Raw genomic sequence first — 25,807 nt, 5'->3', positions numbered from 1 at the left:
TGTTCCTCCTTCATCAGGCGCTCAGGTATTCCTGCACCGCGTCGTAGCCATAGCCGTAGCTGCCGCGCGCACGCGCCGGCACGCCGTTGAAAACACCGCCCGTCACGCGCACGCCCGCATTACGCAGACGCTTGAGCGTATCGGCGATCTCGCCTTCCGTATGCATGCCCGAGCGCAGCACCACGAAGGTCGATCCCGCGTGGCCGCCGATGATGGCGGCATCGGTCACGGCCAGCACTGGCGGCGTGTCGATCAGCAAAATGTCGTAGCGCTTGGCGAGGCCTTCGAGGTATTGGCCCAGGCGCGGCGACATCAGCAATTCAGACGGATTCGGCGGACGGCGGCCGCACGAAATGAATTGCAGGTTATCCACTTCGGTGCCGCGAATCGCCTCGTCCAGCGCAATCTGCCCAGAAAGCAGCTCGGAAAAGCCGTTTTCCTGCGGGCCGCCCAGATAGCGTTCGAGCGCGCCGCGGCGCATATCGCCGTCGATCATCAGCACGCGCTTGCCCGAGTGCGCCAGCAGCACCGCCAGATTCGCAGTCAGAAAGCTCTTGCCGACGCCCGGCACCGAACCGGTCAGCGCCACCACATGATTGCGCGCGTCCATCACGCTGAACTGCAGCGAAGTGCGCAGCGAACGCAGGCTTTCGACCGTGAGGTCCTTCGGCGCAGCGTTGGCGAGCACTTCACGCAGACGCGTACCGCCACGCACCGGCGCACGCTTTTCCAGTACCGCCTGTTCCGGCGAAAGGGGTACGAGACCATAGACCGGCAGCTGGAAATTGCGCTCGATGACGTCCGGATCGACGATGCCCTTGAACATGTTCCGGCGCATCAGCACGAAGCCGGTACCCAGAATCAGGCCAAGCATCGTAGCCGCCGAAATGATCAGCAGCTTCTTCGGCTTCGACGGCTTGCCCGGACGCATCGCCGGATCGACGATATGCACGTTGCCGCCCGTGCCCACACGCTGCACAGAGAGCTCCTGGATACGGTTGAGCAGCAGCACGTAGATGTCTTCCGCCACCTTTGCGTCGCGTTGCAACTGCACGGCCTTCACTTCGGTGGCCGGCAGATCGCGGAACTTGGTGTCGTATTTGGCGCGCTCGCCCTGGAGTTGCGCGAGCTGCTGGCGCGCCGCGATCAGCACCGGATGCTGGTCGCCAAAACGTTGTTGCAGCGAAGCGATCTGCAATTGCAGCGCGGAAATCTGCTGCTCGTACTGCACGCTGCCGTCCAGATAGATCTTTGCTTCATCGCTGGCGTTGATCGAGCCCGACTTGCTTTGATACGCGGTGAGCGCAGCTTCGGCATTTTCAAGGTCCGACTTCAGGCGTGGCTGCTCGCTGCGCAGGAAGTCGAGCATCTTGCTTGCATCGGCCTGCTTGGTGGCGACGTGTTCACGCAGATACGATTCTGCGACTGCATTCGCCACCTGGGCAGCGTGATCCGGATCGTTGTCTTCGAGCGAGATATCGATCACGCCCGTCTGCTTGCCCTGCTCCTGCACCTTGACCGCGTTCTGGAAGCCCGTGACGGCGTCCAGATCGTTCATGCGGACCACCGTGAAGCGCGTGCCGGGGCGTGCCTTCAGCTCGCTCACGAGCATCGTGACGCCGCCGCCCTGCACCTGCTGGCCCACCGTGCCTTCCACCAGACGCCCGCCATCCGGGCCGGAAATCACGAAGCGGTTGTCGTCGAGGGCAGTCATCGTGAGCTTCTTGCCTTCAAGCTCGGGCGACACTTCGATCGAATCCACGTTGGCGACTTCGCCGCCCCATGCGTAGCTGCCCAGACCGAACCACGGATGCGACGGCGTGCCCGGCGTCGCCAGACGCGCCGCGAGGCTGCCGACCACCGGCAACGTGACCGGCGAAACCGTGAAGTTCAGCTTGAACTGCTTGACGACCGGTTCGAGCACGCTGCGGCTCTGGATCATCTGGATTTCCGCATCGGTCGGCAGGGAGCCCTGCTGGCCGCTCGTGATGTTGGCGCCCGACTGCGTTTGCGTCAGTGCCTGCGAGGTGTAATCGGCCTGCTCGACGCGCACCTGCGTGTCCGCCGTATAGACCGGCTTGGCGACGAAGCAGTAGAACACGGCGCAGCCGACCACCACCGCCGCGATCGCGATGAGCCAGCCGATGTCGTCGATGATGACGCGCAGCAACTGGCCGAGGACGACGTCCTCTTCCTCTGTGCGGGCCGCCGGGGCCGCCTGACTGTTGGCTTGAATGCTCACGTTTCGATCCCGTATTAAATCGTGTTGCGTGGGAGGGAAGACCTCACGCCCTTAGCGCGTGATCTGCTTCAGGTAGAAGACCGTCTGCACCGTTGGCAGAATCTGCTGCAACAGGCGGTTGAAGGTCGTCGAGGCCGCCGTACCGACATACACGACATCCATCGGCTTGAGCTGGAATTGCGAAGACAGCATGATCGCGTCCGGCTTGGTCATGTCGAGACGGTAGATCTCCGGCTCGCCCGGGTTGTCCTTCATATTGCGCATCACGAAGATCTGACGCGGATTCGCATCGGTATCGAGAATGCCGCCAGCGGTCGTGAGCGCATCGGCAATCGTCAGCTTGCCGCGGATCATGCCGGTCTGGGTGGGCGTTTTCACTTCGCCCATCACGAATACTCTGCTATCCGAACGATCCGGCACATTGACGATATCGCCGTCCTGAAGCATCACGTTCTGCGTCGCGTCGCCCGAATCGAGCATACGGTTCGCATCCAGCACATAGAGCTTGCCGTTGCGCGTGAGGCGCACGCGGTTGATATCGGCGTTGTCGGTGCTGCCGCCCGAACGCGTGATGGCGTCGACGAGCGTGAGCGGCACGTCGCTCATGGAAAGCGGGCCCGGCGTCTTTACGTCGCCGGTCACCTGGATTTTCTGGCTACGGTAGGCGAGCACGCGCACGTCCACCTGCGGATTCTTGATGTACGGACCCAGACCCGAAGCAAGCTGGTCGCGCAACTGGCCAGGCGTCTTGCCTGCGGCCATCACGCGGCCCACGAACGGGAAGTAGATGGTGCCGTCCTTGGCGATGGTCTGGCCGTACGGATCGGACTGCCCCGACAGCGCATTGGTGTATGGCTGCGTGAGCGCCTGCCCCACGGTCTGCGTGGTGTTGCCGCCCGTCGAGAACGTCGAGCCTTGCGGCGTGGACAGTTCCGGATGGTCATACACCGTCACGCCCAGAATGTCCTGGGGCGCGAGGTGGTAGACGTAGTCGGTCGGCGACGTGTATTTCGCCGGCGGCAGTTCGCGCTGTTGCGCGGCCACGGCTTCCTGCGCCTGACGCATGACGAGCTGCGAGTCGATCAGATGCACGTCGTACTGCTTCTGCGGCTGATTGCTCGGCTGCTCCTTGAGGCTGGACGAGTCGAGGTAGTTACCGGGCGCGGTTGCGCAGGCGGAAACAAAAACACTCAGCGCCAGCGCGCTCATCAGATTGAGTTTACTCATTGGCATATTCGGCTCAGCCATCCCTTAACCAGACGATCCATCAACTCCAGACTGTCGCGATACATGGCTTCATCCTGGCCATGCGGATCAGCGACGTCCGAGTTTTCCCAATTGCCGAGCGCGTACACCTTGCCGCGCGCGGTCGGTTCGATACGCTCGACCTCGGAGACCTGATGGCGCTCCGTGACCAGCACGAGGTCGGCCTGACGCACGAGGCGGCTCGTGAGGCGGCGCGAACGATGTTCGCCCACTTCTACACCGCGCTCCGCGAGCAGGCGTTGCATCACCGGGTCCATGTCCACGCCTTCGCGTGCGCGCAGACCCGCCGAATGAAACGCACCTGCATGGCTGGCCGCACGCTCGCGAAGACGCGCGCGAAACAGCTGCTCCGCCGCGGGCGAGCGGCAGACATTCGCGTGGCAGACGATCAATACGTCGTTGAACATGGACGGGTGACTCCTCGTTTCGACTGCTCGATTACGCAGTCACTTGCGTTTGCGTCGAAGTTACTGCTTCGGCGCGTGCACGGCTTGCCTGCGTGGCGCTTGCGCGCCCCACGGCGTGATATTCGATGCCGAGTTCCTGCAGCGACAGCGGCTCGTACAGATTGCGGCCGTCGAAGACGATTGGCGTTTTCAGCTGCGCCTTGAGCGTTTCGAAATCCGGCGCCTTGAACACCTTCCATTCGGTGGCCACGACCAGCGCATCCGCACCGTTAGCGGCTTCCATGGCGTCATTGGCATAGACGAGACGTTCCAGCTGCTCAGGCGTCTTTTGCAGATCCATCTCCAGCACGCGCTGCGCTTCCTTTACCGCAACCGGGTCATAAGCCTGCACGCGCGCGCCGCGCGCCAGCAATTCGGCGATCAGCGTGCGGCTGGGCGCTTCGCGCATATCGTCCGTGTTCGGCTTGAATGCGAGGCCCCAGAGACCAAACGTGCGCCCCGTGAGATCCGAGCCAAAGCGCGTCACGATCTTCTGCGCCAGCACCTGCTTTTGCGTTTCGTTCACCGCTTCCACGGCGCGCAGGATCTGCAGCGGTTCGCCGAAATCTTCGGCCGTGCGCATCAGCGCCTTCACGTCTTTCGGGAAGCACGAGCCGCCGTAACCGCAGCCTGCATAGAGAAAGTCATAGCCAATACGCGGATCGGAGCCGATACCGCGGCGCACCGCTTCGATATCCGCGCCGACGCGATCGGCCAGATTCGCCAGTTCGTTCATGAATGAAATACGCGTGGCGAGCATCGCATTAGCCGCGTATTTGGTGAATTCCGCCGAATGCACGTCCATGTAAAGCGTGCGTTCGTGGTTGCGGTTGAACGGCGCGTACAGGCGCTTCATCAGCTCGCGTGCGCGCTCGCCCGGCACGTCTTCGTCGCAGCCCAGCACGATGCGGTCGGGCCGCGCGAAATCATCGACGGCCGCGCCTTCCTTGAGGAATTCCGGATTCGAAACCACCGAGAACATGTGGTTCTCGCCGCGCTTGCGCAACTCGGACGCGATCGCGTCGCGCACCAGCGCCGCCGTCCCCACCGGCACCGTCGATTTATCGACGATGACCTTGAAGCCGTTCATCAGGCGGCCGATGTTGCGCGCGGCGGTCAGCACGTATTGCAGGTCGGCGGAACCGTCCTCGTCGGGCGGCGTGCCCACGGCGATGAACTGCACGTCGCCGTGCGCGACCGCCGCTTCCACATCGGTCGAGAACGTGAGACGGCGCGCGCGCACGTTGCGCTCGATGATTTCCTTCAGGCCCGGCTCGTGAATCGGCACGATGCCCTGATTGAGCAGATCGATCTTGCGCTGGTCCACGTCGAGACAGAACACGTCGTTGCCGATGTCGGCCAGACACGCGCCCGTCACGAGACCCACATAACCGCTGCCAATGATCGTCAGATTCATGCCCACCTCAAATGTGATTGCCTGTTGGTGTCTACCAGGGCCGCGGCCACATGCGCACGCGGCGCGCCTGGTATGCTCAATGCAAATTCAATGCGCTTTCGATTTTTTCAGCGCGTTATTCAGTATGACTTAGTAAGCATTCTGCCCAGCGAAGCCCTTCCACATGGTCATCGCGACGATGCGCAGATCGAGCGCGAAGCTCCAGTGCTGCATGTAATGCAGGTCAAAACGTACACGGTCGCGCATCTTTTCCACACGATCGGTTTCGCCACGGAAACCGTTGACCTGTGCCCAGCCGGTAATGCCCGGTTTGATGCGATAGCGCGCCATATAGCCGCGCACGAGATCCTTATAAATGTCGTCGTGCGCCAGCGCGTGCGGACGCGGCCCCACCACCGACATCTCGCCCTTGAGCACGTTGATGAACTGCGGCAGTTCGTCAAGGCTGGTACGGCGCAGGAACGCGCCCACGCGCGTCACGCGCGGATCGTTACGGCGCGCCTGCGTCACCTGACCCGCGACTTCCGCATGCACCTTCATCGAGCGGAACTTGTAGATTTCGAACTCGTTGCCGTCGAGACCCTTGCGGCGCTGCTTGAAAAACACCGGTCCGCGCGACGTGAGCTTCACCGCCAGCCCCACCAGCGCGAACAGCGGCGAGAGCGCAACCAGCACCGCGCCGGCAAACAGGAAGTCGAACACGCGCTTGGGCAGCACGCTCAGATCCGTTACCGGCGAAGCGGCGAGATTGATCGCTGGCACGCCCAGCAGATCAACCACGGGCTGGCTGAAGAACGACAGGCTGCGCACATCGGGGATAAAACGAATGTTCACGAAATCGTTGCGCATTGCCATGACGATGCGGTGAATCGTGCGCTCTTTCGTGATCGGTAATGCGAGCCACAGTTCGCGCACGTCGTGCTCGCGCACGAATTCGAGCATCGCCTGCAGGTTGCGTTCGACCGGCACGCCGTCGAGACGCGCATCGCCATCGGCATCGCTGTCTTCGTCGTACACCAGTGCGGGATGGAAGCCCGCTTCCGGACGGCTCTTCATCTGCTCGATCAGAAAGCGCGCGTAACGCGGGCCGCCCACCACAGCCACCTGTTTGAGGTTGTAGCCCTCGCGGCGCAGGCTGCGCAGCACCATGTGCACCAGCGCCTTGGAAACGATCAGGAAGGCCACCGACGCCACCACCCAGTACGCGAGCCAGATACGCGAAAGCGAATCGGCACGGTGCACGCTGAAACTCAGCAGAATGCCCGTGCACTCCACCGCGATCCAGGCAGCGCATACGCGCGCCGCCAGCACATAGAGCGACTTGCCGCGCCACGACTGGTAGATGCCGAAGGCGGGAAACATCCAGATTGCCAGCACGCAATTAAAGGCGAGCGCCACGCTTTCCGGATCGGAGAGTGTGGCGAACCGTCCGTGGTGCAGGGCCGCTGCAAGCAGCGCGCCGGCGGCGATCGCGGCAACGTCGATAATTCTGGCTAGAACGCTCAGCATGTCCGGCACCTCGGTTAAAAAAATGAAATGCAGCCACGCGTTTTGCATCATGGCCACGGCTACGGGAATCTGCGGAAATCAGGGAACTGCACCGGAATCGCTCCGGCACTGCTAATGCGCATCCGAATAAACCCTAATAAAGCGCTATAAAAATTGCGAGCGCAAGGGCAAAAAGTATCTCCAAATGTTTCGTTGCTAACGACCTTATTTTTGTCTGATTTTTTCGGCAACGATTGCCGGGAAGGCCGTCCAGCAAGCCTTCCACCCCATCATTTGAGCGGAAAAATTTGCCGGATCGATCCCGATACACTCTGATTTATTTCGCAACATTCCGGTCATAGCGGACATTTTTCTTTTTATTTTTATTCGAACCCATTCATGACGGGTCATCATTTTTTAATTTAATTCGAATATTTTCCGTTTTCTTCTTTACGACTCGATTTATTGCGATTTTAAGCGTGCTACAAATCGCTTAACCGAAACCCCTTTCAGGAGAGCGAGATGACGGATACGGGTTCCGCAACGGCCTCGGCACGCGCGGCTCAACAGGCAGAGTCGCGCGGCGATGCGCGCAATGCGCTGCAGGTGTGTCCTGTGGTGCTGGCCGGCGGCGCAGGTTCGCGGCTGTGGCCACTGTCGCGCGAGCAATACCCGAAGCAGATGATCAACCTGGTCGGTGAGCGGTCGCTGCTCGCGGATACGGCGGGACGTCTCGACGCCCTCGCCGAGCGCGTGACGCTCGCCGACAAGCTCATGATCGTGTGCAACGAGGAACATCGCTTCACGACCGCCGATCAGGTTCGCGCGGCCGGTAAGGAAGCGCGCCTGATTCTCGAACCGCTCGCGCGCGACACCGCGCCGGCGCTGACGATCGCGGCCTTGTCCGTGACCTCGACGCAGCAGGACGGCATCATGGTGGTGATGCCCGCGGATCATGCGCTCGCGGATCTCGAAGCGTTTCAGACCGCGGTAGCCGATGGCGTGCGCCACGCGGCCAATGGCCAGATCGTGACGATGGGCATCGTGCCCACGCGCCCTGAAACGGGCTACGGCTACATCCATGTGGGCGAGCCGCTTGCCACGCAGGAGCCCGATGGCGCGCGTCGTCTGAATGGTTTTGTCGAAAAGCCCTATATCGAACTGGCACAGCAATACGTTGCCTCGCAGCGCTACTGGTGGAACAGCGGCATCTTTATCGTGCGCGCTTCCACGTGGCTCAAAGCGATCCGCCACTTCCAGCCCGCAATTTACGAGGCCTGCACGGCGGCCGTCGAACACGGCAAGGCCGATGGCGACTTCTTCCGCGTCGATCCCGAATGCTTCGCGCGCTCGCCGTCGAACTCGATCGACTATGCGGTGATGGAACCGTTGTCCGGCGATACGTCCGTGGCCAGCGGCGTGGTGGTACCGCTTTCGGCGGGTTGGACCGATCTCGGTTCGTGGGACACGGTCTGGCAGGTCGCCCCGAAAGACGATGCGGGCAACGTGGCCCAAGGCGAAGTGATGTTCGAAGGCGCGAACGATACCTTCGCACATTCGGACGGACGCCTGATCGCGTGCCTGGGCACCGACAATCTCGTGGTGGTCGAAACCGCAGACGCGGTGCTCGTGGCCGACCGTTCACGCGCGCAGGACGTCAAGAAAATCGTCCAGCGCCTGAAAACAGCGAAACGCAGCGAAGCTGTTGCGCACCGTCTCGTGCATCGCCCGTGGGGTCACTACGACAGCGTCGATAGCGGCGAGCGCTTCCAGGTCAAGCGCATCGTGGTCGAACCGGGCGCGCGCCTGTCGTTGCAGATGCACCATCATCGCGCCGAACACTGGGTCGTCGTGCGTGGCACGGCGCTCGTCACGCGCGGAGAGGAGCGCTTCATCGTTTCGGAGAACGAATCGGCGTATATCCCGCTAGGCGTGGCGCACCGACTCGAAAACCCGGGCAAGATGCCGCTCGAAATCATCGAGGTGCAGTCGGGCTCGTATCTCGGCGAAGACGACATTGTGCGTCTGGAGGATGTATACGGCCGGCAATAGAGAAAACGTCCAGGCAAACGCTCAGGCCCGCAAGGGCTTGAGCGCGTGCTGGATTGCATTCAGTCAGTGCGTGACGGAGCGCCCATGAGAGCGCCCCGCACCCGATGAAATGGACGGAGACACCACGGCTTGCGCCGCAACGGAAGCGATTCCGATTGACGGCGTACCTTGGGGCGGAAAGATGAAGCGGGAAAAACGGTCAACGAGACGTTCAGCGAACAGCGGGACAGCGAGGGCGACAGCAGCGGCCGGTGATGAAGCAGGCCGCCGCCTAGCTCAGATGCGTTCTATAGCGCGAAGCGTGCGGATGACGATCGTTGGCAGTGGAAGCCTCGCGGCTATCGCCGGGCGCGCGCAGCGCACTGCTGGTATAGCGTTGCAGCGGCGCATGGCGCACGCCGTTGGTGACGACATGCGAGCTGGCGGTCGCCAAAGCCGGGGTTGCGACGGGCATTGCACGAGTGACCACGCCGCCATTATCGGCGCCGTTTTCTGCATAGGCGCGCGCGAACGAGACGCCCGGATCCTTATCTTCGGGGTCCATATCGACGCCGTCGATACCCTCAATGCCACCGCTCGACCGATGCGGGCCTTCGCGATCAATCCACTGACGCGCCCAGTCGAACGCATAGTGACGCGCCGCATCGGCATCGTCGAACGCGGGGCCGACAAGGCCCGAACGCTCGACACGCTTGCCATCCTTGAGGATTTCCGCAGCCGCGCGATACATGCCGCGATGCGTGCGACTGCGCGCGGTTTCCACGCTCAAATAAACCACGTAGCCACGCCATTCCGCGATCTGCTCGACCTGCGGCGTGGCATCGGAAAACTCGAAGTTTTCTTCGGGAACGACCGTGCGCACCGCTGCAGCCGAGGGCGCTTTGACGCGCGCGGCGTGGGCGGTGGAATCGGCCTGAGGCGGCACGATGGGCGACGCGTGCCCTGCCCTGGCGGCGGGCGTGCGATGCTGGGCCTGCGTCAATGCCTCGTCCAGACGGGCGAGCTGACGCGTCATGCTCTCGATTGGATTAGCGGCCGGATTGGCGGCCAGCGGCGTAGCATCGGCCAGCGATGCGGGCGCCTGCCAGGCTTCCGGGCTCTTCCAGTAAACAGCGGGCAGACCGTCGTCCTCGACGGTTTCCTCCACCACGACGGCCACGGCAGGCGTTGCCTGCGGGCTCGACGCAGCCTGTGCCTGAGCGGGCTCAGGCACATAGACGAAGCTGCGGCCGCGCTGCGTAAGCAATTGCACCAGCTCAAGCAGCGTGCCGCTGACGTGCCATTCCTCGAAACGGCGGCGGCAGGTCGGTCCGGACGGATAACGTGCGGGCAGGCGCGACCAGGACTCGCCGGTCGTCAAGATCCACAGCACGGCGTTCGCCACGACGCGCGGCTCCGCGCGCGGGCGGCCGCGTCGGTTGAGCCGTATAGGCGGTTCATCGGATACGAGCGAGGACACAACCATCCACTCGTCGTCGCTCAGTTCTTCGAAATTCATGCTGTTCTCCACGCAGCCGGACCGGGGCTGCAGTGACGGAGCTCGCTCGCGGATCTTGATGTCCGCGTGGGCGTGCTCGGTTGCACCATATGTTTATATGACTTGTTCTTTTGCGTCACCGACTGCACTCAGGCAGTGCGCGTGTTCACGGTATTGACGCAAAAAACGTGGTCTCACTCGTGCAAGGGAGAATTTGTGCAGGAAGCATACCACCTGAAACCAGCCAATGAGGAGGGCCGTAATAAGTGTTACGGTTAGAAACAAAGTCACGTCTTGAATGGCGTGAAATATGCCCGATCGCGCTTGCAAAACAGTGCGTGATCCCTCTTCGAATCGCCATAAAAACCCTTGTAGCAAGGGATTTTCTTGATCGTATGCGTCCTGCAAGACAACTGATGCGCCGCTGTAGCGTCGTATCGGCATGTTAATGCGCGTTACTTCATGCTTCGCGTGACCGACCCTGACGCCTTCCCTCTTGAGTTGAATGCCCTTACCGCTCCAACGCAATTTCATTATTTCAATTGCATCGCTTTCAACTGCGCGCACTCATTTCGTCGCGGTCCGTCCTTTTTCGAAACTCAGCCCCGAAACTCCGTTGTGCACGCAACAAATGACACGACGATGAATTGCATTCAATACGTCGGGCGCGCTGATGTTTCATCCTGCCAGCATTTGCTCATAGCCCAAATCTGTTTGCATCGCATGCAAATGACGCGTGCGAATTACGTCGGTTTTGTACAGGCTTCGTCGTGTTGCGCCTAGCCATCCAGAAAAAGCCACGCAACGAATCCGTCTATAGTACGAAGGCCATGGCCTTCACGGAGATTCGTCGTATGCAAACATCCACCTCGCGCGGCACGCGCGCGTTGATCGCCGCGGCCGCTATTGCTGCCACGAGCGCCGCCTTGCTCGCGCCCTGGCATGCCGCACACGCCCAACTCGGCAACCTGCTCAACCAGAGTGGCAGCAGCGGCTCGACCTCGGGCGCGCTCGGCAATCTGGGCGGGCTCGGCAGTTCGCTTTCCGGCTCTTCCGTCACCTCGAACAGCATGGGCAACGTTACGGGCCTGCTGCAGTTCTGCATCAAGAACAATTACCTGAACGCGGACACGGCCGGCAACGTGAAAGACTCGCTACTCAGCAAGTTGCCCGGGGGCGCCTCCACCACCGACAGCGGCTACGAAAAAGGCACGGGCGGCATTCTCACGGCCGGCGACGGCCAGCAGCTCGACCTCTCCGGCAGCGGGCTCAAGCAGGCCGCCACCAAACAGGTATGCGACAAGATCCTGAGCCAGGCGAAGTCGATGCTGTAACGGCCGCATCAATCGCATCGAAAGGGACGGCGGCGCGGCGCAGAAGTGCGCAATTTGTATGCCGCCCCCTTGAACAGGAACGGGGTTTCGGTGTCGAATGGATTCCAGTGGAACTCAAGCGGTAGCCGTTACTGCCATCGTCACTGCCATGAAACAGCGTCGAGTCCCTGTGGTGCCCTTCTTTGCCGCCTTCGCCGCCCTCGCGACGCTGCTGGGTTTTTGCCAGCCGCTCGGCGCGCAACCTCAACAGAGCCAGCAGAATCAGGACAAGCACTTCGATTGCACGTCGAATCCGCATGAATTTATTTCGACGCTGATTGAAGAAAAGTCCATCGACCCGAAGCCAAGCCGGGTCGAGGCCAATTCGGTCAACGCCTTCCGCCCGGCCCAGGGCAGTCGCATGAGCGCGTTTGGCTTTCCGATTTATGTTGTGCTCGGCTATGCGCGCGATGACGACCTGTTCCGGCGCGGCGCGGGCAAAGAGATCAAGGCGCCGCTTTACGGCGTGGTGGTATCGGCGCCCGCAGATTCGGTGCGCACGCGTGTGAGCGAGGCGAACAGCGACGCCACGGTCAAATCCGTGGTGCCGCTGTTGCTGACCGCCATCGTATGTGGCGGTTAGGGTTTGATGACGTCTGGCGGCGCGTTTAACACGCTTATCAAGCTTAGCCCGCGAAGAACGCGAGCGCGCCCATCACCACACCCGCCGCGCCAACACCCACCGAGGTGCGCAGCAGCCACTTGCGGCGCGTGAGCAAGGTAATCGCTGTGAGCGCGATCGAGATCTGGATCAGCGTGGTGGCCTGCGCCCAGCGATGGTGACCGTGCAGCAGTTGTTCCGCGTGCTCGTCGTCGGCTTGCACCTGCTTCTCCAGCGCCTCGGCCTTCGCGCGGATCGGATCCTTCTGCTGGCGATAGCGGTCGGCATCGGCGGCGAAATGTCGCTGGGCTTCGGCGGCATTCGGCGCAAGCGCGGCCAGCGATGCACCCAGTTCGGCGAGATTCTGCTTCTCGCCCTTGGCCTGGTAATAGGCCCACTGATTCGCCGCTTCGGTCTTGTGGATCGCCGCCTCGTTCTTGTAATAGAGCGCGAGGTTTTCGCTGTTGCCGCTCTGGTACGAGAGGATCGCGCCGATCGACGCCAGGATCGCCGTCATCACCGCCATGCGGCCCGGAAAGGGGTCGCGCTCGCCTTCGGCACCATGCGCTGCATGGCCGTGGCCGGCTGCGGCATGTTCGACCGCGTGATCGTGCGGTCCGTGCACTTCATACTCTTCAGACATCCAACGACTCTCCGGTGTGACTCATAGTGACTGTGCACAACGCATGGGATCGCGTTGTGCCCCTTGCGGGACGAACCATTATCGTGAGCCGGGGCCAGTTGTCCAGTCCCCGTCAATGCCGCGACACGAAGAAAGAGAAACGCATCAATTCGAAACCTGATTGAAAGTTTTATCGTCTATTCATAGAAGAATGCATTGCGCATGCTGCGGTGCATGGCGCGCGCAGGCCGTTTGCTAACGTGCCTCGCCCGGTTCAATCTGCGCAATTTTGCTGCGTGGACACATCCTTCCCTCTCCGTCCGACCGTGACTGCGCGGCGCTTCTGGCGTGTGCCCGTCGCCAGATCGACGTGAACCACGATGCTTGCCAATGGCGGGAGAAATCCGCGTGCAACGCCGTCTGCCCACTGACGATGCACAATCCGGCCGCGCGCCGCTTGATGCGCCTGCTGCGCTCGATGCCTTCGATGCACTCGACGGTCTCGCGCAAGCCGTGCTGATCGTCGATCGCGCAGCGCAGGTGACATTCGCCAATCGCGCCGCCGCCGCGCTACTCGTGCAGCCGCCGGGTTTGCGAGAAAGTGCGCATGGCTTGCAGGCGTATTCCCCCACGGCCACACAGCGACTCCATGCGCTGATCGCCAATGCGGCGGGTGGCGGGCCACGCATGCGCGGCGGGAGCGCCATGCTGATCGAGCGCACGACATGCGGCATGCCGCTTCAGGTTTTGGTGTCGCCGCTCGGCGCAAAGCGTGGCTCGGCCATGCTGATGGTGATCGACCCGCAGGCTGCACAGCGCGGCATCGAGCAGCGCCTGATCGCGCTTTACGCGCTCACGCCCGCCGAGGCGCGCGTCGCCTGCGAGATCGGCAATGGCGAAAATCCACGCAATATCGCCGCTGCGCTGCGAATTCTGCCCTCGACCGTGCGCACGCATCTTCATCACGTTTTCGCCAAAACGGCCACGCGGAGTCAGGGCGATCTGATGCGACTCGTCGCCCAGCTTGCGCAACTGGCGCACGCGCGCGGCGACTGAATCGCTGCGCACAAATAGAAGCGGCCCGCGCAATCGCCCTTTTTTCAAGGGAGCAATGCGCGGGCCGTCGAACGTCTCTCAACACCCTCAACCGCGGGCGGTATTAACCGCCCAGATAGGCGCGCTTGATATCGTCGTTGGCGAGCAGGTTGTCGGCGCTATCGGCCAGCACCACGCGACCGGTTTCCAGCACGTAGCCGCGATCGGCCACATGCAGCGCCTTGTTCGCGTTCTGCTCAACGAGGAACACCGTTACGCCCTCTTCGCGGATCGTGCGGATGATGTCGAAAATCTGCGCGATCACGAGCGGCGCAAGGCCGAGCGTCGGTTCGTCGAGCAGCAGCAGACGCGGCTTGCTCATCAGCGCACGGCCGATCGCCAGCATCTGCTGTTCGCCGCCCGACATCGTGCCCGCCCGCTGCTTCGCACGCTGGTTCAGGCGCGGAAACAGCTTGAAGACGTGCTCGATACCCGCGTCGATGTCCTGCTGCGAGGCGAAGAAGCCGCCCATCTGCAGGTTTTCGAGCACGGTGAGGCTCGGGAACACGCGGCGGCCTTCCGGCGAGATCGCCATGCCGAGGCGCATGATTTCATGCGTGGGCATGCGCGTGATGTCCTGACCTTCGAACGTCACGTGTCCCGACGATGCGCGCGGCGTGCCGCACACGGTCATCATCAGCGTGGTCTTGCCGGCGCCGTTGCTGCCGATCAGGGTGACGATCTCACCCTTGTTCACTTCGATCGACACGCCCGCCAGCGCTTCCACCGCACCGTAATGGGTATGGACCTTGTCCAGCTTCAGCATCAGTCCTCTCCCAGGTAGGCTTTGATCACGCGCGGGTCGTTGCGCACTTCTTCAGGCTTGCCAATCATGATCGGCTTGCCGTGTTCCATCACGAGGATGCGGTCCGATACGCCCATCACCAGACTCATATCGTGTTCGATCAGGAGTACGGAGATTCCGAACTCGTTGCGCAGTCCATCGATCATGTGCTGCAACTCGATCTTTTCCTGCGGATTCAGACCGGCTGCCGGTTCGTCGAGCATCAACAGACGCGGGTCCGTGATCATGCAGCGCGCGATTTCGAGTCGGCGCTGATGGCCGTATGACAGCGTGCCCGCTTCGCGATTCGCTACGTCCCTCAGGCCCAGGCGTTCGAGCCAGTAGGCGGCGCGTTCGAGCGCGGCGCGTTCGGCGCGGCGATACGAGGGCGTCGCGAACAGGCCGCTCAGCATGTTGCGGTTCACCTTCAGATGCTGCGCAACCATGAGGTTTTCGAGCACCGTCAGTTGCTTGAACAGACGGATATTCTGGAACGTGCGCACGAGGCCGCGACGCGCGACCTGGTGGCTCGGCTGTCCGTTGATCGCGTGGCCGTCGAGCACGATGTCGCCCGCCGTCGGCTTATAGAAGCCGCCCACGCAGTTGAACACCGTGGTCTTGCCCGCGCCGTTCGGCCCGATGATGGCGAAGACTTCATTCGGGCGCACGTCGAACTCGATGCCGTCCACGGCCAGCAGACCGCCGAAGCGCATCTGCAAACCCGCCACTTTCAACAACGCTTGTGCACTCATTGCGGCAACTCCACATGCGGACGGCTAGCGGGCAACAGACCCTGCGGACGCCACATCATCATCAGCACCATCACCAGACCGAAAATCAGCATGCGGTATTCGGCAAAGCCGCGCGCGACTTCCGGCAGCGCGGTCAGCAGGATCGCGGCGAGCACCACGCCCAGTTGCGAGCCCATGCCGCCCAGCACCACCACGGCGAGAATCAGCGCCGATTCGATGAAGGTGAACGACTCGGGCGTGACCAGACCCTGGCGCGCGGCGAAGAACGCACCGGCGAGACCCGCGAACGAGGCGCCCAGCGTGAACGCCGAGAGCTTGATGCGCGTGGGGTTCAGGCCCAGCGAACGGCAGGCGATTTCGTCTTCGCGCAGCGCTTCCCAGGCGCGGCCCATCGGCATGCGCAGCAGGCGGCTCGTGACGAACAGCGTGAACGCAACCAGCACCAGCGCGAGCAGGTACAGGAAGATGATCATGTGTTCGCCGCTGTATTCGATGCCGATCAGCTCGTTGAAGGTTTTTGCGCCTTCCACACTGGCATGACGCGCGAGTTCGAAGCCGAACACGGTGGGCTTGGGAATACCGGAAATGCCGTCCGGGCCGCCCGTGATGCTCGTGAGATTGTTGAGCAGCAGACGGATGATTTCGCCGAAGCCGAGCGTGACGATCGCGAGATAGTCGCCGCGCAGACGCAGCACCGGAAAGCCCAGCACGAAGCCGAACGTCGCCGACGCCAGCGCCGCGAGCGGCAGACATTCCCAGAACGTGAAGCCAAAGTACTGGTTTAGCAGCGCATACGTATAGCCGCCCACCGCGTAAAAGCCCACGTAACCCAGGTCGAGCAGACCCGCGAAGCCCACCACGATATTCAGGCCGAGGCCCAGAATCACGTAGATGAGCGCGAGCGTGGCGACGTCGATGGTGCCTCGCGAGCTGATGAACGGGAACACCAGACCGAAGGCAAGCAGCACCCAGATCGCGATGCGTTGCTGACGCGCGCCAAGCGCCGGCGCCTTCGGCAATTTCACCGTACTCGTTGCGCGCACAAACATCGGCTTGACGAGCTGGAACACGAACACCACCGCGGCGGCAATCCACACCGGATGCCAGTGCTGCTGCAACACCACCTGATAGCCGTCGAGCGTAAGCTGCAAGCCAAGGATGGGCGCAGTGAGAATGATGGTCGCGAAGGCGGCCACGAACGCGCCCTTCAACGTCTGCGACGAAGATGGGCCGCTATGGCTGGCCGCGCGAACCGAAACAGTTTGGCTCATATCGACCTCACACCTTTTCGACGTCCGGCTTGCCGAGCAGGCCGGTGGGACGGAACAGCAGCACGAGCACGAGCAGACCGAACGCCACGACGTCCTTGTACTCGGACGGCATGTACGCCGACGCGAAGGTTTCGGCCAGACCGAGCAGCACACCGCCGAGCATCGCGCCCGGAATGCTGCCGATGCCGCCCAGCACCGCCGCCGTGAACGCCTTGATACCAGCGATAAAGCCGATATACGGATTGAGCTTGCCGATCGTCAGACCGATCAGCACGCCGCCCACCGCCGCCAGCATCGCACCCAGAATGAACGTGAAGGAGATCACGCGATTCGTGTCGATGCCGAGCAGGTTGGCCATCTTCATGTCTTCGGCGCAGGCGCGGCAGGCGCGGCCCATACGCGAACGCGAAATGAAGAGCGTGAGCGCGACCATCAGCACGACCGTGGTGCCCACGATCAACATGCGTGCGTACGGAATCGTCACTTCGAAGTTGCCGCCCATATTGAAGTCGAGCGCGCCGGAAATCAGCATCGGCACGGACACATCGCGTGCGCCCTGACCGATCTGCACGTAGTTCTGCAGAAAGATGGACATGCCGATCGCCGAGATCAGCGGCACGAGACGCGGCCCGCCGCGCAACGGCCGATACGCGACGCGTTCGACCGCAAAACCATACAGCCCGGTGACCACCACCGAGACGATGAGCGCCGCGCCCAGCACGAGCGGCAGCGGATAACCCGCCGTGGTGCCGATAGCCGTGAGCGTGACGAGGCCCACATAGGCGCCGATCATATAGATCTCGCCGTGAGCAAAATTGATCATGCCGATGATGCCGTAGACCATCGTGTAGCCGATGGCGATCAGCGCATAGATCGCACCCAGCGTGAGCCCGTTGACGAGCTGCTGGGTAAACTGAGGAAGAAAATCATTCATGCTTTAAGCCCCGCGGCGATGAAGCCGGTAAGAGACCCTTTAGAACCGTACCAATCCGTTTTTATGGTTGCGCGCACAACCACAATGAAGCAGCTATGAAAACGCCCCGCCACAACAGAAGGCGGGGCGTATGCCGCTAGCAGCGTGCAGCGCCGGGATCAGTTCGCGGCGGTCTTGGTGGCGTCCTTGTGCCACGTGTACACAACGAAGCGGAACGACTTCAGGTCGCCCTGAGCGTCGTACTGGACGTTGCCGATCGGCGTGTTGAACGAGTTCTTGTGCAGGTAAGCGGCAACCTTGGTCGGGTCGGTGCTCTTCGCGCCAGCGATGCCGTCGGCGATCACTTCCACTGCCGCGTACGACGGCATCTGGAACGGGCCGTTCGGGTCGCGCTTGGCGTCCGCGAATGCCTTCACCAGCTTCGCGTTGGCCGGATCGGCTGCGAAGTCGGCCGGCAGCGTCACGAGCATGCCTTCCGAAGCCGGACCGGCGATGGCCGTCACGTCCTTGTTGCCCACGCCTTCCGGTCCCATGAACACGGCCTTGACGCCTTGCTCACGCGACTGGCGCATCAGCAGACCCATTTCCGGGTGGTAGCCGCCGAAGTACACGAAGTCCACGCCTTGCGACTTGAGCTTGGTGACGATTGCCGAGTAGTCCGAATCGCCCGCGTTGATGCCTTCGAACACCACAACCGGGATGTGCGCCTTATCGAGCGCCGACTTCACCGACGTCGCGATGCCCTGGCCGTACGACTGCTTGTCGTGCAGGATCGCAACCTTCTTCGGCTTGACCTTGTTGATGATGTAGGCGGCAGCTGCCGGGCCTTGCTGGTCGTCGCGGCCGATGGTGCGGAAGATGAACTGGCGCTTCTTGCCTTCGGTCAGCTGCGGTGCGGTCGCCGAGGGCGTGACCATCACGACGCCTTCGTTTTCGTAGATGTCGGATGCGGGGATCGTCGAGCCCGAGCAGACGTGGCCAACCACGTACTGGATGTGCTGCGAGACGATCTTGTTGGCGACGGCGACGGCCTGCTTCGGCTCGCACGAATCGTCCATCAGGACGGCTTCGAGCTTGTTGCCGTTAACACCGCCGGCGGCGTTGATCTGGTCGATTGCGGTCAGGGCGCCAGCCTTGACCATGTCGCCGTACTGGGCGACCGGGCCGCTGAACGGACCGGCGATAGCGATCTTGACGGTCTCGGCGTGAGCGGCTGCACCAAAAGCGAGCAGCGCGGCTGCCACGGAGACAGAGGTAAGGCGGGTAAGGCAGGACAACGACGTCATCAGGAGCTCCTCGATTGTTTTCGGGTCAACCGGTCAGACGGATGACCTGCGCAAACGAACAGCACCCCGAGGACAAGCCAGGGGGGACGACAACGACGGGCCAGAAAAGCTGAGAACACAAAAGACGTGACGGGGCCCGGCGTATATCACCCGCTTTGTTGCGGTTGAGTTCGGAGAGAAGCACGTTGTTACGTGTTCCCTGTTGCGCAAGCGATCCGCCTGCCCCGTTCACTGCATTTCGTCCGGAGGGTGGTCCGGACTCAATCAGCGACCGGCGGATGCTATCAATAAAATCCCCCACTCGCAACCAAGGGTTTTTTCCGATACCTCGCGCAGTATTGATCGCCGTCAATTGAGGAAAATCAGGCCAAAGAGCTTGAAAACATTTGGGAAATCGGTGTGGGCGATGGCTGTCGCAAACGTCGATCCCGCGCGATTCAAGGCTGGTGCGGCTCGCGGAGAATCGATTTCCGATCCGAAATAAATGACGCTGGACGTTCTTATTGGAAAATCGTCCGGAAGCCTGATCGAATATTTTTATCCGATCGACAACATATAATCAGGATTGGAAATTTCTCCTCTGACAGCCACGCTCACCTATAGTACAAACCCTAAATGCAAATTACGCCAACTTGTTGATTTCAATAGACAATTTACGTTTTGCTTTCATCGCAAAATCGTAGAATCAGCCTTCTCCACCGATAATCCATCGACATCCAGAAGAAACATTATTTCCGATCGGAAACCGGGAAAATTTTCGGCGCACCGCGGAGTTTCCCTAAAAATCCCATCGACATTTTTTTGATCGTGGGTGACAAGCCGTCGCATCCTCGCTGCACTGTCCCGGTGCGCGTTCCAGATCGCTAAAAGTCGGTGGTATGCTCGCTGCCTCGCCGCCGCTCTTGTGCACCATCGCGGCGCATGGCGTAAGGGGCACGCAAGGTCAAGACGTGCGCGCCGTGCGCGAAACGGGATGCATCCTTCGGCGGCGTTGCCGCGCAAGCGGACCACACCCGTCCAGAACCGAACATTCGGGGGAGATCAAACAGAATGAAAACCTTCAAGCTCGCCGCCAAGGCCGCCACCCTTACCCTGATCGCCAGCGCCGCCGCGCTCGCCCTGACCTCGGGCGCAGCACGCGCCGCCGAGACCGCCACCGTCGAAGTCCTGTCGATCGTCGAACACCCCGCGCTCGACGCCATCCGCGACGGCGTGCGCGACGAACTGAAGGCCGCCGGCTACGACGCAGGCAAGAATCTCAAGTGGGAATATCAGAGCGCCCAGGGCAACACCGGCACCGCCGCGCAGATCGCCCGCAAGTTCGTCGGCGACAACCCCAGCGCGATCGTCGCCATCGCCACGCCTTCGGCGCAGGCCGTCGTTGCCGCAACGAAGTCGGTGCCCGTGGTGTATTCGGGCGTGACCGATCCGGTCGCCGCGCAGCTCGTGAAAACGTGGACGCCCAGCGGCACCAACGTTACCGGCGTGTCGGACAAGCTGCCGCTCGACAAGCAGGTCGCGCTGATCAAGCGCGTGGTGCCGAATGCGAAGACCGTCGGCATGGTCTACAACCCCGGCGAAGCGAATTCGGTCGTGGTCGTGAAGGCACTCAAGGAACTGCTCGCGCAGCAGGGCATGACGCTCAAGGAAGCGGCTGCACCGCGCACGGTGGACATCGGCTCGGCGGCAAAGAGCCTGATCGGCAAGGTCGACGTGATTTATACGAACACGGATAACAACGTCGTTTCGGCCTACGAAGCACTCGTGAAAGTGGCCGACGACGCGAAGATTCCGCTCGTCGCATCCGATACGGACAGCGTGAAGCGCGGCGCCATTGCAGCGCTCGGTATCGACTATAGCGATCTGGGCCATCAAACCGGCAAAGTGGTCGTGCGCATCCTGAAGGGCGAAAAGCCCGGCGCGATCGCATCGGAAACCAGCAGCAAGCTGCAACTGTTCGTGAATCCGGCTGCGGCGCAAAAGCAGGGCGTGACGCTGTCCGCCGATCTGCTCAAGGACGCGACCACGGTCGTCAAGTAAGGCGACGCGCGCAAGCACGCGCATACGCGTATTCGCATAGCAAGACACCGGCCTTCATCGGGCCTCGCGCACGCGTGCGCCACGCCGCCTCACCCGGGCGGCGCGGCGCGCGCGGCGACCCATCCGGCTGCGTCACCGCAATCCGCCCGCCGGAAACCGCAACAGGATTTCCCATGTCCCTCTATTCGCTATTGGGCGCGCTCGAGATCGGCCTGATCTTCAGCCTCGTCGCCCTCGGGGTGCTGATCTCGTTTCGCATCCTCAACTTCCCCGACCTCACCGTCGACGGCAGCTTTCCGCTGGGCGGCGCTGTCGCGGCCACGCTGATCGCGCACGGTCAGGATCCGTTCGTCGCCACGCTCTGCGCGATGATCGCCGGCGCGGCGGCCGGTTTCGTCACCGGCTGGCTCAACGTGCGCCTGAAAATCATGGATCTGCTCGCCAGTATCCTGATGATGATCGCGCTCTACTCGATCAACCTGCGCGTGATGGGCGCGCCCAACGTGCCGCTCATTACCGAATCCACCGTCTTCACCATGATCCAGCCCGCGTGGCTGCCCGACTACGTGCTGCGCCCGCTCGCGCTGTTCGTGGTGGTGCTTGCGGCGAAGTTCGGCGTGGACTGGTTCTTCTCCTCGCAATACGGTCTCGCATTGCGCGCGACCGGCGCGAACCCGCGCATGGCGCGCGCGCAGGGCATCGCCACGGGCCGCGCGACGCTGGCCGGCATGGCGCTGTCCAACGCGTTGGTTGCGCTCGCAGGCTCGCTGTTCGCGCAGACGCAGGGCGGCTCCGATATTTCGATGGGCATCGGCACCATCGTGATCGGGCTGGCTGCGGTCATCATCGGCGAGAGCATTCTGCCCGCGCGCCGTCTGGTGCTCACGACGCTCGCCGCCGTGCTGGGCGCGATTCTCTATCGCTTCTTTATTGCGCTCGCGCTCAATAGCGATTTCATCGGCCTGAAGGCGCAGGATCTGAACCTCGTGACCGCGGTGCTCGTGACCGTCGCGCTCGTGCTGCCCGCGACGCGCAAAAAGCTGTTTGGCCGCAAGAACGGGAGGGCTTAAATCATGCTCAGCGCACAAGACCTCAAACTGACTTTCAACCCAGGCACGCCGATAGAAACGCGCGCGCTGCGCGGCCTCACGCTGGAAATCCCCACCGGCCAGTTCGTGGCCGTGATCGGCTCGAACGGCGCGGGCAAATCCACCTTCCTCAATGCGATCAGCGGCGATCAGATGGTGGACGACGGCAAGATCACCATCGACGGCAACGACGTCACGAAAAAGCAGGCGTGGGATCGCGCGCATCTGGTCGCGCGTGTGTTCCAGGATCCGATGGCGGGCACCTGCGAAGCGCTGACGATCGAAGAAAACATGGCGCTGGCGATGGCGCGCGGCAAGCGGCGCGGCTTTGGCCCAGCGCTGAAAAAGCAGGACCGCGAGCTGTTTCGCGCCAAGCTGCGCCAGCTGAATCTCGGCCTCGAAAATCGTTTGACGGATCGAATCGGCCTGCTTTCGGGCGGTCAGCGTCAGGCGGTGAGCCTGTTGATGGCGTCGCTGCAGCCGTCGCGCATTCTATTGCTCGACGAGCATACGGCGGCGCTCGATCCGAAGACCGCTGCGTTCGTGCTGGAACTCACGGCGCGCATCGTCGAGGAAGCGAAGCTCACGACCATGATGGTCACGCACAGCATGCGTCAGGCGCTCGATTATGGTCAGCGCACGGTGATGCTGCATCAGGGGCAGGTGGTGCTGGATGTGTCGGGCGATGAGCGGCGCGGTCTGGATGTGCCCGACCTGCTGCGCATGTTCGAGCAGACACGCCACGAAAAGCTCGCCGACGACGCTTTGCTGCTGGGTTAAGCAGAATCAGGCGGTTGGTTGTCAGAGGCCCGCTAACCTTATGGTTTGCGGGCTTCTTCATTTACAGAAAATCGTTATGGAATCCGAACGATATCAAGCCGATTTCGAATACTTGAACGTCCCCTGCGCGCTGGCGATCAGCAGACGGTCATCCACCCATGCCTCGGCGCGTGCAAAGAAGATCGAACGACCGCCGCGCTCCAGAAAGCCCTTGGCGCGCACGAACTGGCCCAATCCCTTGTCGAGATAGTTCGTCGTAAGAGACAGCGTAAAGCCGTGACGTTTGGGTGCGTCCGGATCCGCGTAAAGACCGGCATAGCCAGCAGCCGCGTCGAGCAAGGTAGCGATCGCGCCACCTTGCAGCACACCCTGGCGATTGAGCTTCGAGCCGTCGATCGGCATTAGAAGCTCCGCATAGCCCTCGTGCCACTGCGCGACGCTCACGCCGAGGGTTTCCAGAAACGGGTTATCGACGGCGAATTGCGGCATGCTGCACTCCCCTTGATAATGTGAAGCAGAAAAGCGGCGATTATAGGCCGCCCGATGCGGCTTCACAGCGCGCCGGGACAGCGCACTTCGCACTGTTCAGAGGAATTCCGCGCAACTGTACATGGCTTTGTGGGCCGCGCCGGAGAACACTCTACTTTTCCCCTGCCGCCAGCGTGCGTGCAAACTTCACTCGCAGCGTTTTGCTGCACCCTCAAGGAACTCATCATGACCGACAACACGCGCCCCACCGACACCCTGATCCCGCAACGGGCAGCGGCGGCCGCCGCCGCGTTGCCGGTCGCCTGCCCGGCGGTCGATCCGCTCACCGAGATCCTGCCCGATGAGCCGCTGCTCATGATGGGCGCAGGCCCGGTGCCGATCCCGGATGCCGTCGCCAAGGCCAATTCGGTCGTCATCAATCACCTCGGCGACACCATGGCGCGCGTCATCGATCAGGTGAAGACCATGGCGCGCTACGTATTCCAGACGCGTTCGAACTGGGTGCTCGGCGTGGCCGGTCCGGGATCGGCGGCCATGGAAATGGCGGTGTCGAACCTCGCCTGGCCCGGCACTCGCGTGCTGTCGATCGTCAACGGCTTTTTCAGCGGCCGGATGGCGGAGATGGCGCGACGCATCGGCGCGGACGTCTCCACACTCGACGTGGGCGATCGCGAGATCGCCTCGCTCGACGCCGTGGCGCAGGCCATCGAGCGCACGCGCCCCGCCATCGTCACCATCGTGCACGGCGAGACGTCCAATACGGTGTGGAACCGCCAGTTGAAGGACATCGTGCGCATCGCCAAGGCGGCGGGCGCGCTGGTCGTCGTCGATGCGGTCTGCACGCTGAGCACCATGCCGCTGGAAATGGATGCGTGGGGCATCGACGTGGTCATCACGGGCGGCCAGAAAGGACTGTCCTCGATTCCCGGTGTATCGCTGATCGCGTTTTCGGACGCCGCATGGCAGCGCGTACGCGAACGCACCGAGCCGAATACGCACTGGTGTCTCGACGCCACGCTCGCGGAGAACTTCTGGCACAAGGCTGGCTATCACTACACCGCGCCGGTATCGGGCGTGCTGGCGCTGCATGAAGCGCTGCGCCTCGTCTGCACGGAAACGCTCGAAAAGCGTTTCGCGCGTCATCAGCGCTGCTCGCTGGCGCTGCAAAGCGGCGTCGCCGCGCTTGGGCTCGAACTTTATACGCCGGAGGAGTGCCGCCTGAATTCGGTGGTCGGCATCGGCCTGCCTGCGGGCCTCACGCCGCGCGACGTGTGCAACCATATCTCGCAGCAGTATCAGGTGGAGATCGCCGGATCGTTCGGACTGCCGATCGTGCGGATTGGCCAGATGGGCGAGCAATGCCGCGAGCACCATCTGTTCCGCACGGTTCACGCGCTGGGCCGCACCATGCGCGATCTGGGCGCAAACGTCGATCTGCCCGCGGGCGTGGCTGCGCTCGAAGAGTCGCTTTCGGCGGCCGCGCGGCGCTAAGACCGCGCTAAGGCCGCACTCAGGCTGGATCAGTCGCGGCGCGCCCGGATGCAGAGGAAGGCGGGCGCGAGCGCAAGCTCGGTGTAAAGCGCGGGAGCGACGGCCTTCATTTCAGGCGCGGGCTTCGGCTCCAGCATCCCGTCGATCTGCCAGCCCGTTTCCAGCAAAGCGTTGACGATATCGGCCAACGGGCGACGGTAGGCCTCCACATAAGGCTTCGGCTCGCCGAAACCGCCCCAGTGCAGGCCGAAACGCGTGGTGTCGAAATACGGGCGATTGCCGCGCGTGCGCGTGTCGATCCAGTCGCGCATGGGGTGCGCCATCGAAAACACCAGCCGCGCGTCGGGCCGCGCGACACGATGGAATTCGGCGAATGTCGGTGCGAGATGCTCTATATAGTCGAGCGCGAGCGAGCAGACGATACGGTCGAACTGGGAATCGGCCAGCCAGGCAAGCGGCTGACCCAGATCACCCTGCGCGATTTCCACGTCCAGATCGGCACAACGGCTGCGCGCGAGTTCGACCATCGCGGGCGTCACGTCGAAGGCTTTCACCTGTGCGCCTGCGCGCGCCATCTCCGCGCTGACGATGCCGGGACCGCAGCCCGCGTCGAGCAAGCTCAGGCCCGCCACGTCGCCGAGCAACGCAGCCGTCGCCGGGCGCTCGTAAAGCGCGTTGTGCGGTTTTTCCGGCGCCATCTGCGCATAGCGATCGGCAAATTGCGTGTAGGCCGCGCGGCCCGGAAGTTCGGGCGTGTAAGGCTGCTCGGTGTTGGGATCGGTCGGCATGGCGAGGCGGCAATCAAAAGCGAAA

General features: G+C 62.4%; 23 protein-coding genes. 8 read left to right on the top strand and 15 right to left on the bottom strand.

Annotated features, from left to right (window positions below; genetic code table 11):
• Positions 1-13: 13 nt before the first annotated feature.
• From F3J17_RS28255 to F3J17_RS28235, 5 genes are all read right to left on the bottom strand, one after another.
• Positions 14-2,242, bottom strand: coding sequence for a polysaccharide biosynthesis tyrosine autokinase (locus F3J17_RS28255; RefSeq protein WP_167067038.1), 2,229 nt, complete (start codon positions 2,240-2,242; stop codon positions 14-16).
• 51 nt (positions 2,243-2,293) lie between these two features.
• Positions 2,294-3,469 (bottom strand): polysaccharide biosynthesis/export family protein, encoded by a 1,176-nt coding sequence (locus tag F3J17_RS28250; protein WP_167067035.1) that lies wholly within the window; start codon positions 3,467-3,469, stop codon positions 2,294-2,296.
• Complete coding sequence (locus tag F3J17_RS28245) at positions 3,466-3,915, bottom strand: low molecular weight phosphotyrosine protein phosphatase (RefSeq protein WP_167067032.1); 450 nt, start codon at positions 3,913-3,915, stop codon at positions 3,466-3,468. The genes F3J17_RS28250 and F3J17_RS28245 overlap by 4 nt, the downstream gene beginning before the upstream one ends.
• A 31-nt stretch (positions 3,916-3,946) precedes the next feature.
• On the bottom strand, positions 3,947-5,371 hold the full coding sequence (locus tag F3J17_RS28240; protein WP_167067029.1) for a UDP-glucose/GDP-mannose dehydrogenase family protein: 1,425 nt from the start codon (positions 5,369-5,371) through the stop codon (positions 3,947-3,949).
• A 129-nt stretch (positions 5,372-5,500) separates the two neighbouring features.
• On the bottom strand, positions 5,501-6,880 hold the full coding sequence (locus F3J17_RS28235) for an undecaprenyl-phosphate glucose phosphotransferase (RefSeq protein ID WP_167067026.1): 1,380 nt from the start codon (positions 6,878-6,880) through the stop codon (positions 5,501-5,503).
• Positions 6,881-7,381: 501 nt separating this feature from the next.
• On the opposite strand from F3J17_RS28235, the gene F3J17_RS28230 reads away from it, so the two are divergent.
• Positions 7,382-8,911, top strand: a complete 1,530-nt coding sequence (locus tag F3J17_RS28230; protein ID WP_167067023.1) for a mannose-1-phosphate guanylyltransferase/mannose-6-phosphate isomerase — start codon at positions 7,382-7,384, stop codon at positions 8,909-8,911.
• Positions 8,912-9,182: 271 nt separating this feature from the next.
• Here F3J17_RS28230 and F3J17_RS28225 read toward each other — a convergent pair whose 3' ends face one another.
• Both F3J17_RS28225 and F3J17_RS28220 read right to left on the bottom strand, forming a co-directional pair.
• On the bottom strand, positions 9,183-10,409 hold the full coding sequence (locus F3J17_RS28225) for a transposase (RefSeq protein WP_167067020.1): 1,227 nt from the start codon (positions 10,407-10,409) through the stop codon (positions 9,183-9,185).
• 93 nt (positions 10,410-10,502) lie between these two features.
• Positions 10,503-10,955, bottom strand: coding sequence for a hypothetical protein (locus tag F3J17_RS28220; protein WP_167067017.1), 453 nt, complete (start codon positions 10,953-10,955; stop codon positions 10,503-10,505).
• A gap of 287 nt (positions 10,956-11,242) precedes the next feature.
• Here F3J17_RS28220 and F3J17_RS28215 point away from each other — a divergent pair, with 287 nt between their 5' ends.
• Complete coding sequence (locus F3J17_RS28215; RefSeq protein ID WP_167067014.1) at positions 11,243-11,722, top strand: DUF2501 domain-containing protein; 480 nt, start codon at positions 11,243-11,245, stop codon at positions 11,720-11,722.
• Between the two features lie 148 nt (positions 11,723-11,870).
• Positions 11,871-12,344: a hypothetical protein gene (locus tag F3J17_RS28210; protein WP_167067011.1), complete on the top strand. Its 474-nt coding sequence runs from the start codon at positions 11,871-11,873 to the stop codon at positions 12,342-12,344.
• Positions 12,345-12,387: 43 nt separating this feature from the next.
• Here the strand turns inward: F3J17_RS28210 and F3J17_RS28205 are convergent, their stop codons facing one another.
• Entirely contained in the window at positions 12,388-13,005 is a 618-nt protein-coding gene (locus F3J17_RS28205) for a DUF4337 domain-containing protein (protein ID WP_167067008.1), read from the bottom strand.
• Positions 13,006-13,392: 387 nt separating this feature from the next.
• Here F3J17_RS28205 and F3J17_RS36635 point away from each other — a divergent pair, with 387 nt between their 5' ends.
• On the top strand, positions 13,393-14,040 hold the full coding sequence (locus F3J17_RS36635; RefSeq protein ID WP_167067005.1) for a LuxR C-terminal-related transcriptional regulator: 648 nt from the start codon (positions 13,393-13,395) through the stop codon (positions 14,038-14,040).
• Between the two features lie 103 nt (positions 14,041-14,143).
• On the opposite strand, the gene F3J17_RS28195 is transcribed toward F3J17_RS36635, so the two are convergent.
• The 5 genes from F3J17_RS28195 to F3J17_RS28175 form a co-directional block, all read right to left on the bottom strand.
• Positions 14,144-14,845, bottom strand: a complete 702-nt coding sequence (locus F3J17_RS28195; protein WP_167067002.1) for an ABC transporter ATP-binding protein — start codon at positions 14,843-14,845, stop codon at positions 14,144-14,146.
• Complete coding sequence (livG, locus tag F3J17_RS28190; protein WP_167066998.1) at positions 14,845-15,615, bottom strand: high-affinity branched-chain amino acid ABC transporter ATP-binding protein LivG; 771 nt, start codon at positions 15,613-15,615, stop codon at positions 14,845-14,847. The genes F3J17_RS28195 and livG overlap by 1 nt, the downstream gene beginning before the upstream one ends.
• On the bottom strand, positions 15,612-16,886 hold the full coding sequence (locus tag F3J17_RS28185; protein WP_167066995.1) for a high-affinity branched-chain amino acid ABC transporter permease LivM: 1,275 nt from the start codon (positions 16,884-16,886) through the stop codon (positions 15,612-15,614). The genes livG and F3J17_RS28185 overlap by 4 nt, the downstream gene beginning before the upstream one ends.
• Positions 16,887-16,893: 7 nt before the next feature.
• Positions 16,894-17,820 carry a high-affinity branched-chain amino acid ABC transporter permease LivH gene (livH, locus tag F3J17_RS28180; protein ID WP_167066992.1) on the bottom strand — a complete coding sequence of 309 codons (927 nt, stop codon included), beginning with the start codon at positions 17,818-17,820 and terminating at the stop codon, positions 16,894-16,896.
• 158 nt (positions 17,821-17,978) lie between these two features.
• Positions 17,979-19,106, bottom strand: coding sequence for a branched-chain amino acid ABC transporter substrate-binding protein (locus tag F3J17_RS28175; protein ID WP_167066989.1), 1,128 nt, complete (start codon positions 19,104-19,106; stop codon positions 17,979-17,981).
• 1,050 nt (positions 19,107-20,156) lie between these two features.
• Here F3J17_RS28175 and F3J17_RS28170 point away from each other — a divergent pair.
• From F3J17_RS28170 to F3J17_RS28160, 3 genes are all read left to right on the top strand, one after another.
• Positions 20,157-21,146 carry an ABC transporter substrate-binding protein gene (locus tag F3J17_RS28170; RefSeq protein WP_167066986.1) on the top strand — a complete coding sequence of 330 codons (990 nt, stop codon included), beginning with the start codon at positions 20,157-20,159 and terminating at the stop codon, positions 21,144-21,146.
• A gap of 173 nt (positions 21,147-21,319) precedes the next feature.
• Positions 21,320-22,216, top strand: coding sequence for an ABC transporter permease (locus F3J17_RS28165; RefSeq protein WP_167066983.1), 897 nt, complete (start codon positions 21,320-21,322; stop codon positions 22,214-22,216).
• A gap of 3 nt (positions 22,217-22,219) precedes the next feature.
• Positions 22,220-23,014, top strand: a complete 795-nt coding sequence (locus F3J17_RS28160) for an ABC transporter ATP-binding protein (protein WP_167066980.1) — start codon at positions 22,220-22,222, stop codon at positions 23,012-23,014.
• A gap of 93 nt (positions 23,015-23,107) precedes the next feature.
• On the opposite strand, the gene F3J17_RS28155 is transcribed toward F3J17_RS28160, so the two are convergent.
• Positions 23,108-23,503: a PaaI family thioesterase gene (locus F3J17_RS28155; RefSeq protein WP_167066977.1), complete on the bottom strand. Its 396-nt coding sequence runs from the start codon at positions 23,501-23,503 to the stop codon at positions 23,108-23,110.
• Positions 23,504-23,857: 354 nt separating this feature from the next.
• On the opposite strand from F3J17_RS28155, the gene F3J17_RS28150 reads away from it, so the two are divergent.
• Positions 23,858-24,994 (top strand): alanine--glyoxylate aminotransferase family protein, encoded by a 1,137-nt coding sequence (locus F3J17_RS28150; protein WP_240161189.1) that lies wholly within the window; start codon positions 23,858-23,860, stop codon positions 24,992-24,994.
• Between the two features lie 29 nt (positions 24,995-25,023).
• Here the strand turns inward: F3J17_RS28150 and F3J17_RS28145 are convergent, their stop codons facing one another.
• Positions 25,024-25,782, bottom strand: coding sequence for a class I SAM-dependent methyltransferase (locus F3J17_RS28145; protein ID WP_167066970.1), 759 nt, complete (start codon positions 25,780-25,782; stop codon positions 25,024-25,026).
• Between the last annotated feature and the right edge of the window lie 25 nt (positions 25,783-25,807).

Origin of the sequence: Burkholderia sp. Ax-1719 (assembly GCF_011753055.1) — a bacterium.
Classification (GTDB): domain Bacteria; phylum Pseudomonadota; class Gammaproteobacteria; order Burkholderiales; family Burkholderiaceae; genus Paraburkholderia.
This window is presented reverse-complemented; position numbering and strand designations above follow the sequence as displayed.

Bases quoted from the DNA above. Each gene is read 5' to 3' on its own strand.
- F3J17_RS28250 (WP_167067035.1), bottom strand. From the start codon at position 3,469: ATGAGTAAACTCAATCTGATGAGCGCGCTGGCGCTGAGTGTTTTTGTT.
- F3J17_RS28245 (WP_167067032.1), bottom strand. From the start codon at position 3,915: ATGTTCAACGACGTATTGATCGTCTGCCACGCGAATGTCTGCCGCTCG.
- F3J17_RS28240 (WP_167067029.1), bottom strand. From the start codon at position 5,371: ATGAATCTGACGATCATTGGCAGCGGTTATGTGGGTCTCGTGACGGGC.
- F3J17_RS28235 (WP_167067026.1), bottom strand. From the start codon at position 6,880: ATGCTGAGCGTTCTAGCCAGAATTATCGACGTTGCCGCGATCGCCGCC.
- F3J17_RS28230 (WP_167067023.1), top strand. From the start codon at position 7,382: ATGACGGATACGGGTTCCGCAACGGCCTCGGCACGCGCGGCTCAACAG.
- F3J17_RS28225 (WP_167067020.1), bottom strand. From the start codon at position 10,409: ATGAATTTCGAAGAACTGAGCGACGACGAGTGGATGGTTGTGTCCTCG.
- F3J17_RS28215 (WP_167067014.1), top strand. From the start codon at position 11,243: ATGCAAACATCCACCTCGCGCGGCACGCGCGCGTTGATCGCCGCGGCC.
- F3J17_RS28210 (WP_167067011.1), top strand. From the start codon at position 11,871: ATGAAACAGCGTCGAGTCCCTGTGGTGCCCTTCTTTGCCGCCTTCGCC.
- F3J17_RS28205 (WP_167067008.1), bottom strand. From the start codon at position 13,005: ATGTCTGAAGAGTATGAAGTGCACGGACCGCACGATCACGCGGTCGAA.
- F3J17_RS28195 (WP_167067002.1), bottom strand. From the start codon at position 14,845: ATGCTGAAGCTGGACAAGGTCCATACCCATTACGGTGCGGTGGAAGCG.
- livG (WP_167066998.1), bottom strand. From the start codon at position 15,615: ATGAGTGCACAAGCGTTGTTGAAAGTGGCGGGTTTGCAGATGCGCTTC.
- F3J17_RS28185 (WP_167066995.1), bottom strand. From the start codon at position 16,886: ATGAGCCAAACTGTTTCGGTTCGCGCGGCCAGCCATAGCGGCCCATCT.
- livH (WP_167066992.1), bottom strand. From the start codon at position 17,820: ATGAATGATTTTCTTCCTCAGTTTACCCAGCAGCTCGTCAACGGGCTC.
- F3J17_RS28175 (WP_167066989.1), bottom strand. From the start codon at position 19,106: ATGACGTCGTTGTCCTGCCTTACCCGCCTTACCTCTGTCTCCGTGGCA.
- F3J17_RS28170 (WP_167066986.1), top strand. From the start codon at position 20,157: ATGAAAACCTTCAAGCTCGCCGCCAAGGCCGCCACCCTTACCCTGATC.
- F3J17_RS28165 (WP_167066983.1), top strand. From the start codon at position 21,320: ATGTCCCTCTATTCGCTATTGGGCGCGCTCGAGATCGGCCTGATCTTC.
- F3J17_RS28160 (WP_167066980.1), top strand. From the start codon at position 22,220: ATGCTCAGCGCACAAGACCTCAAACTGACTTTCAACCCAGGCACGCCG.
- F3J17_RS28155 (WP_167066977.1), bottom strand. From the start codon at position 23,503: ATGCCGCAATTCGCCGTCGATAACCCGTTTCTGGAAACCCTCGGCGTG.
- F3J17_RS28150 (WP_240161189.1), top strand. From the start codon at position 23,858: ATGATGGGCGCAGGCCCGGTGCCGATCCCGGATGCCGTCGCCAAGGCC.
- F3J17_RS28145 (WP_167066970.1), bottom strand. From the start codon at position 25,782: ATGCCGACCGATCCCAACACCGAGCAGCCTTACACGCCCGAACTTCCG.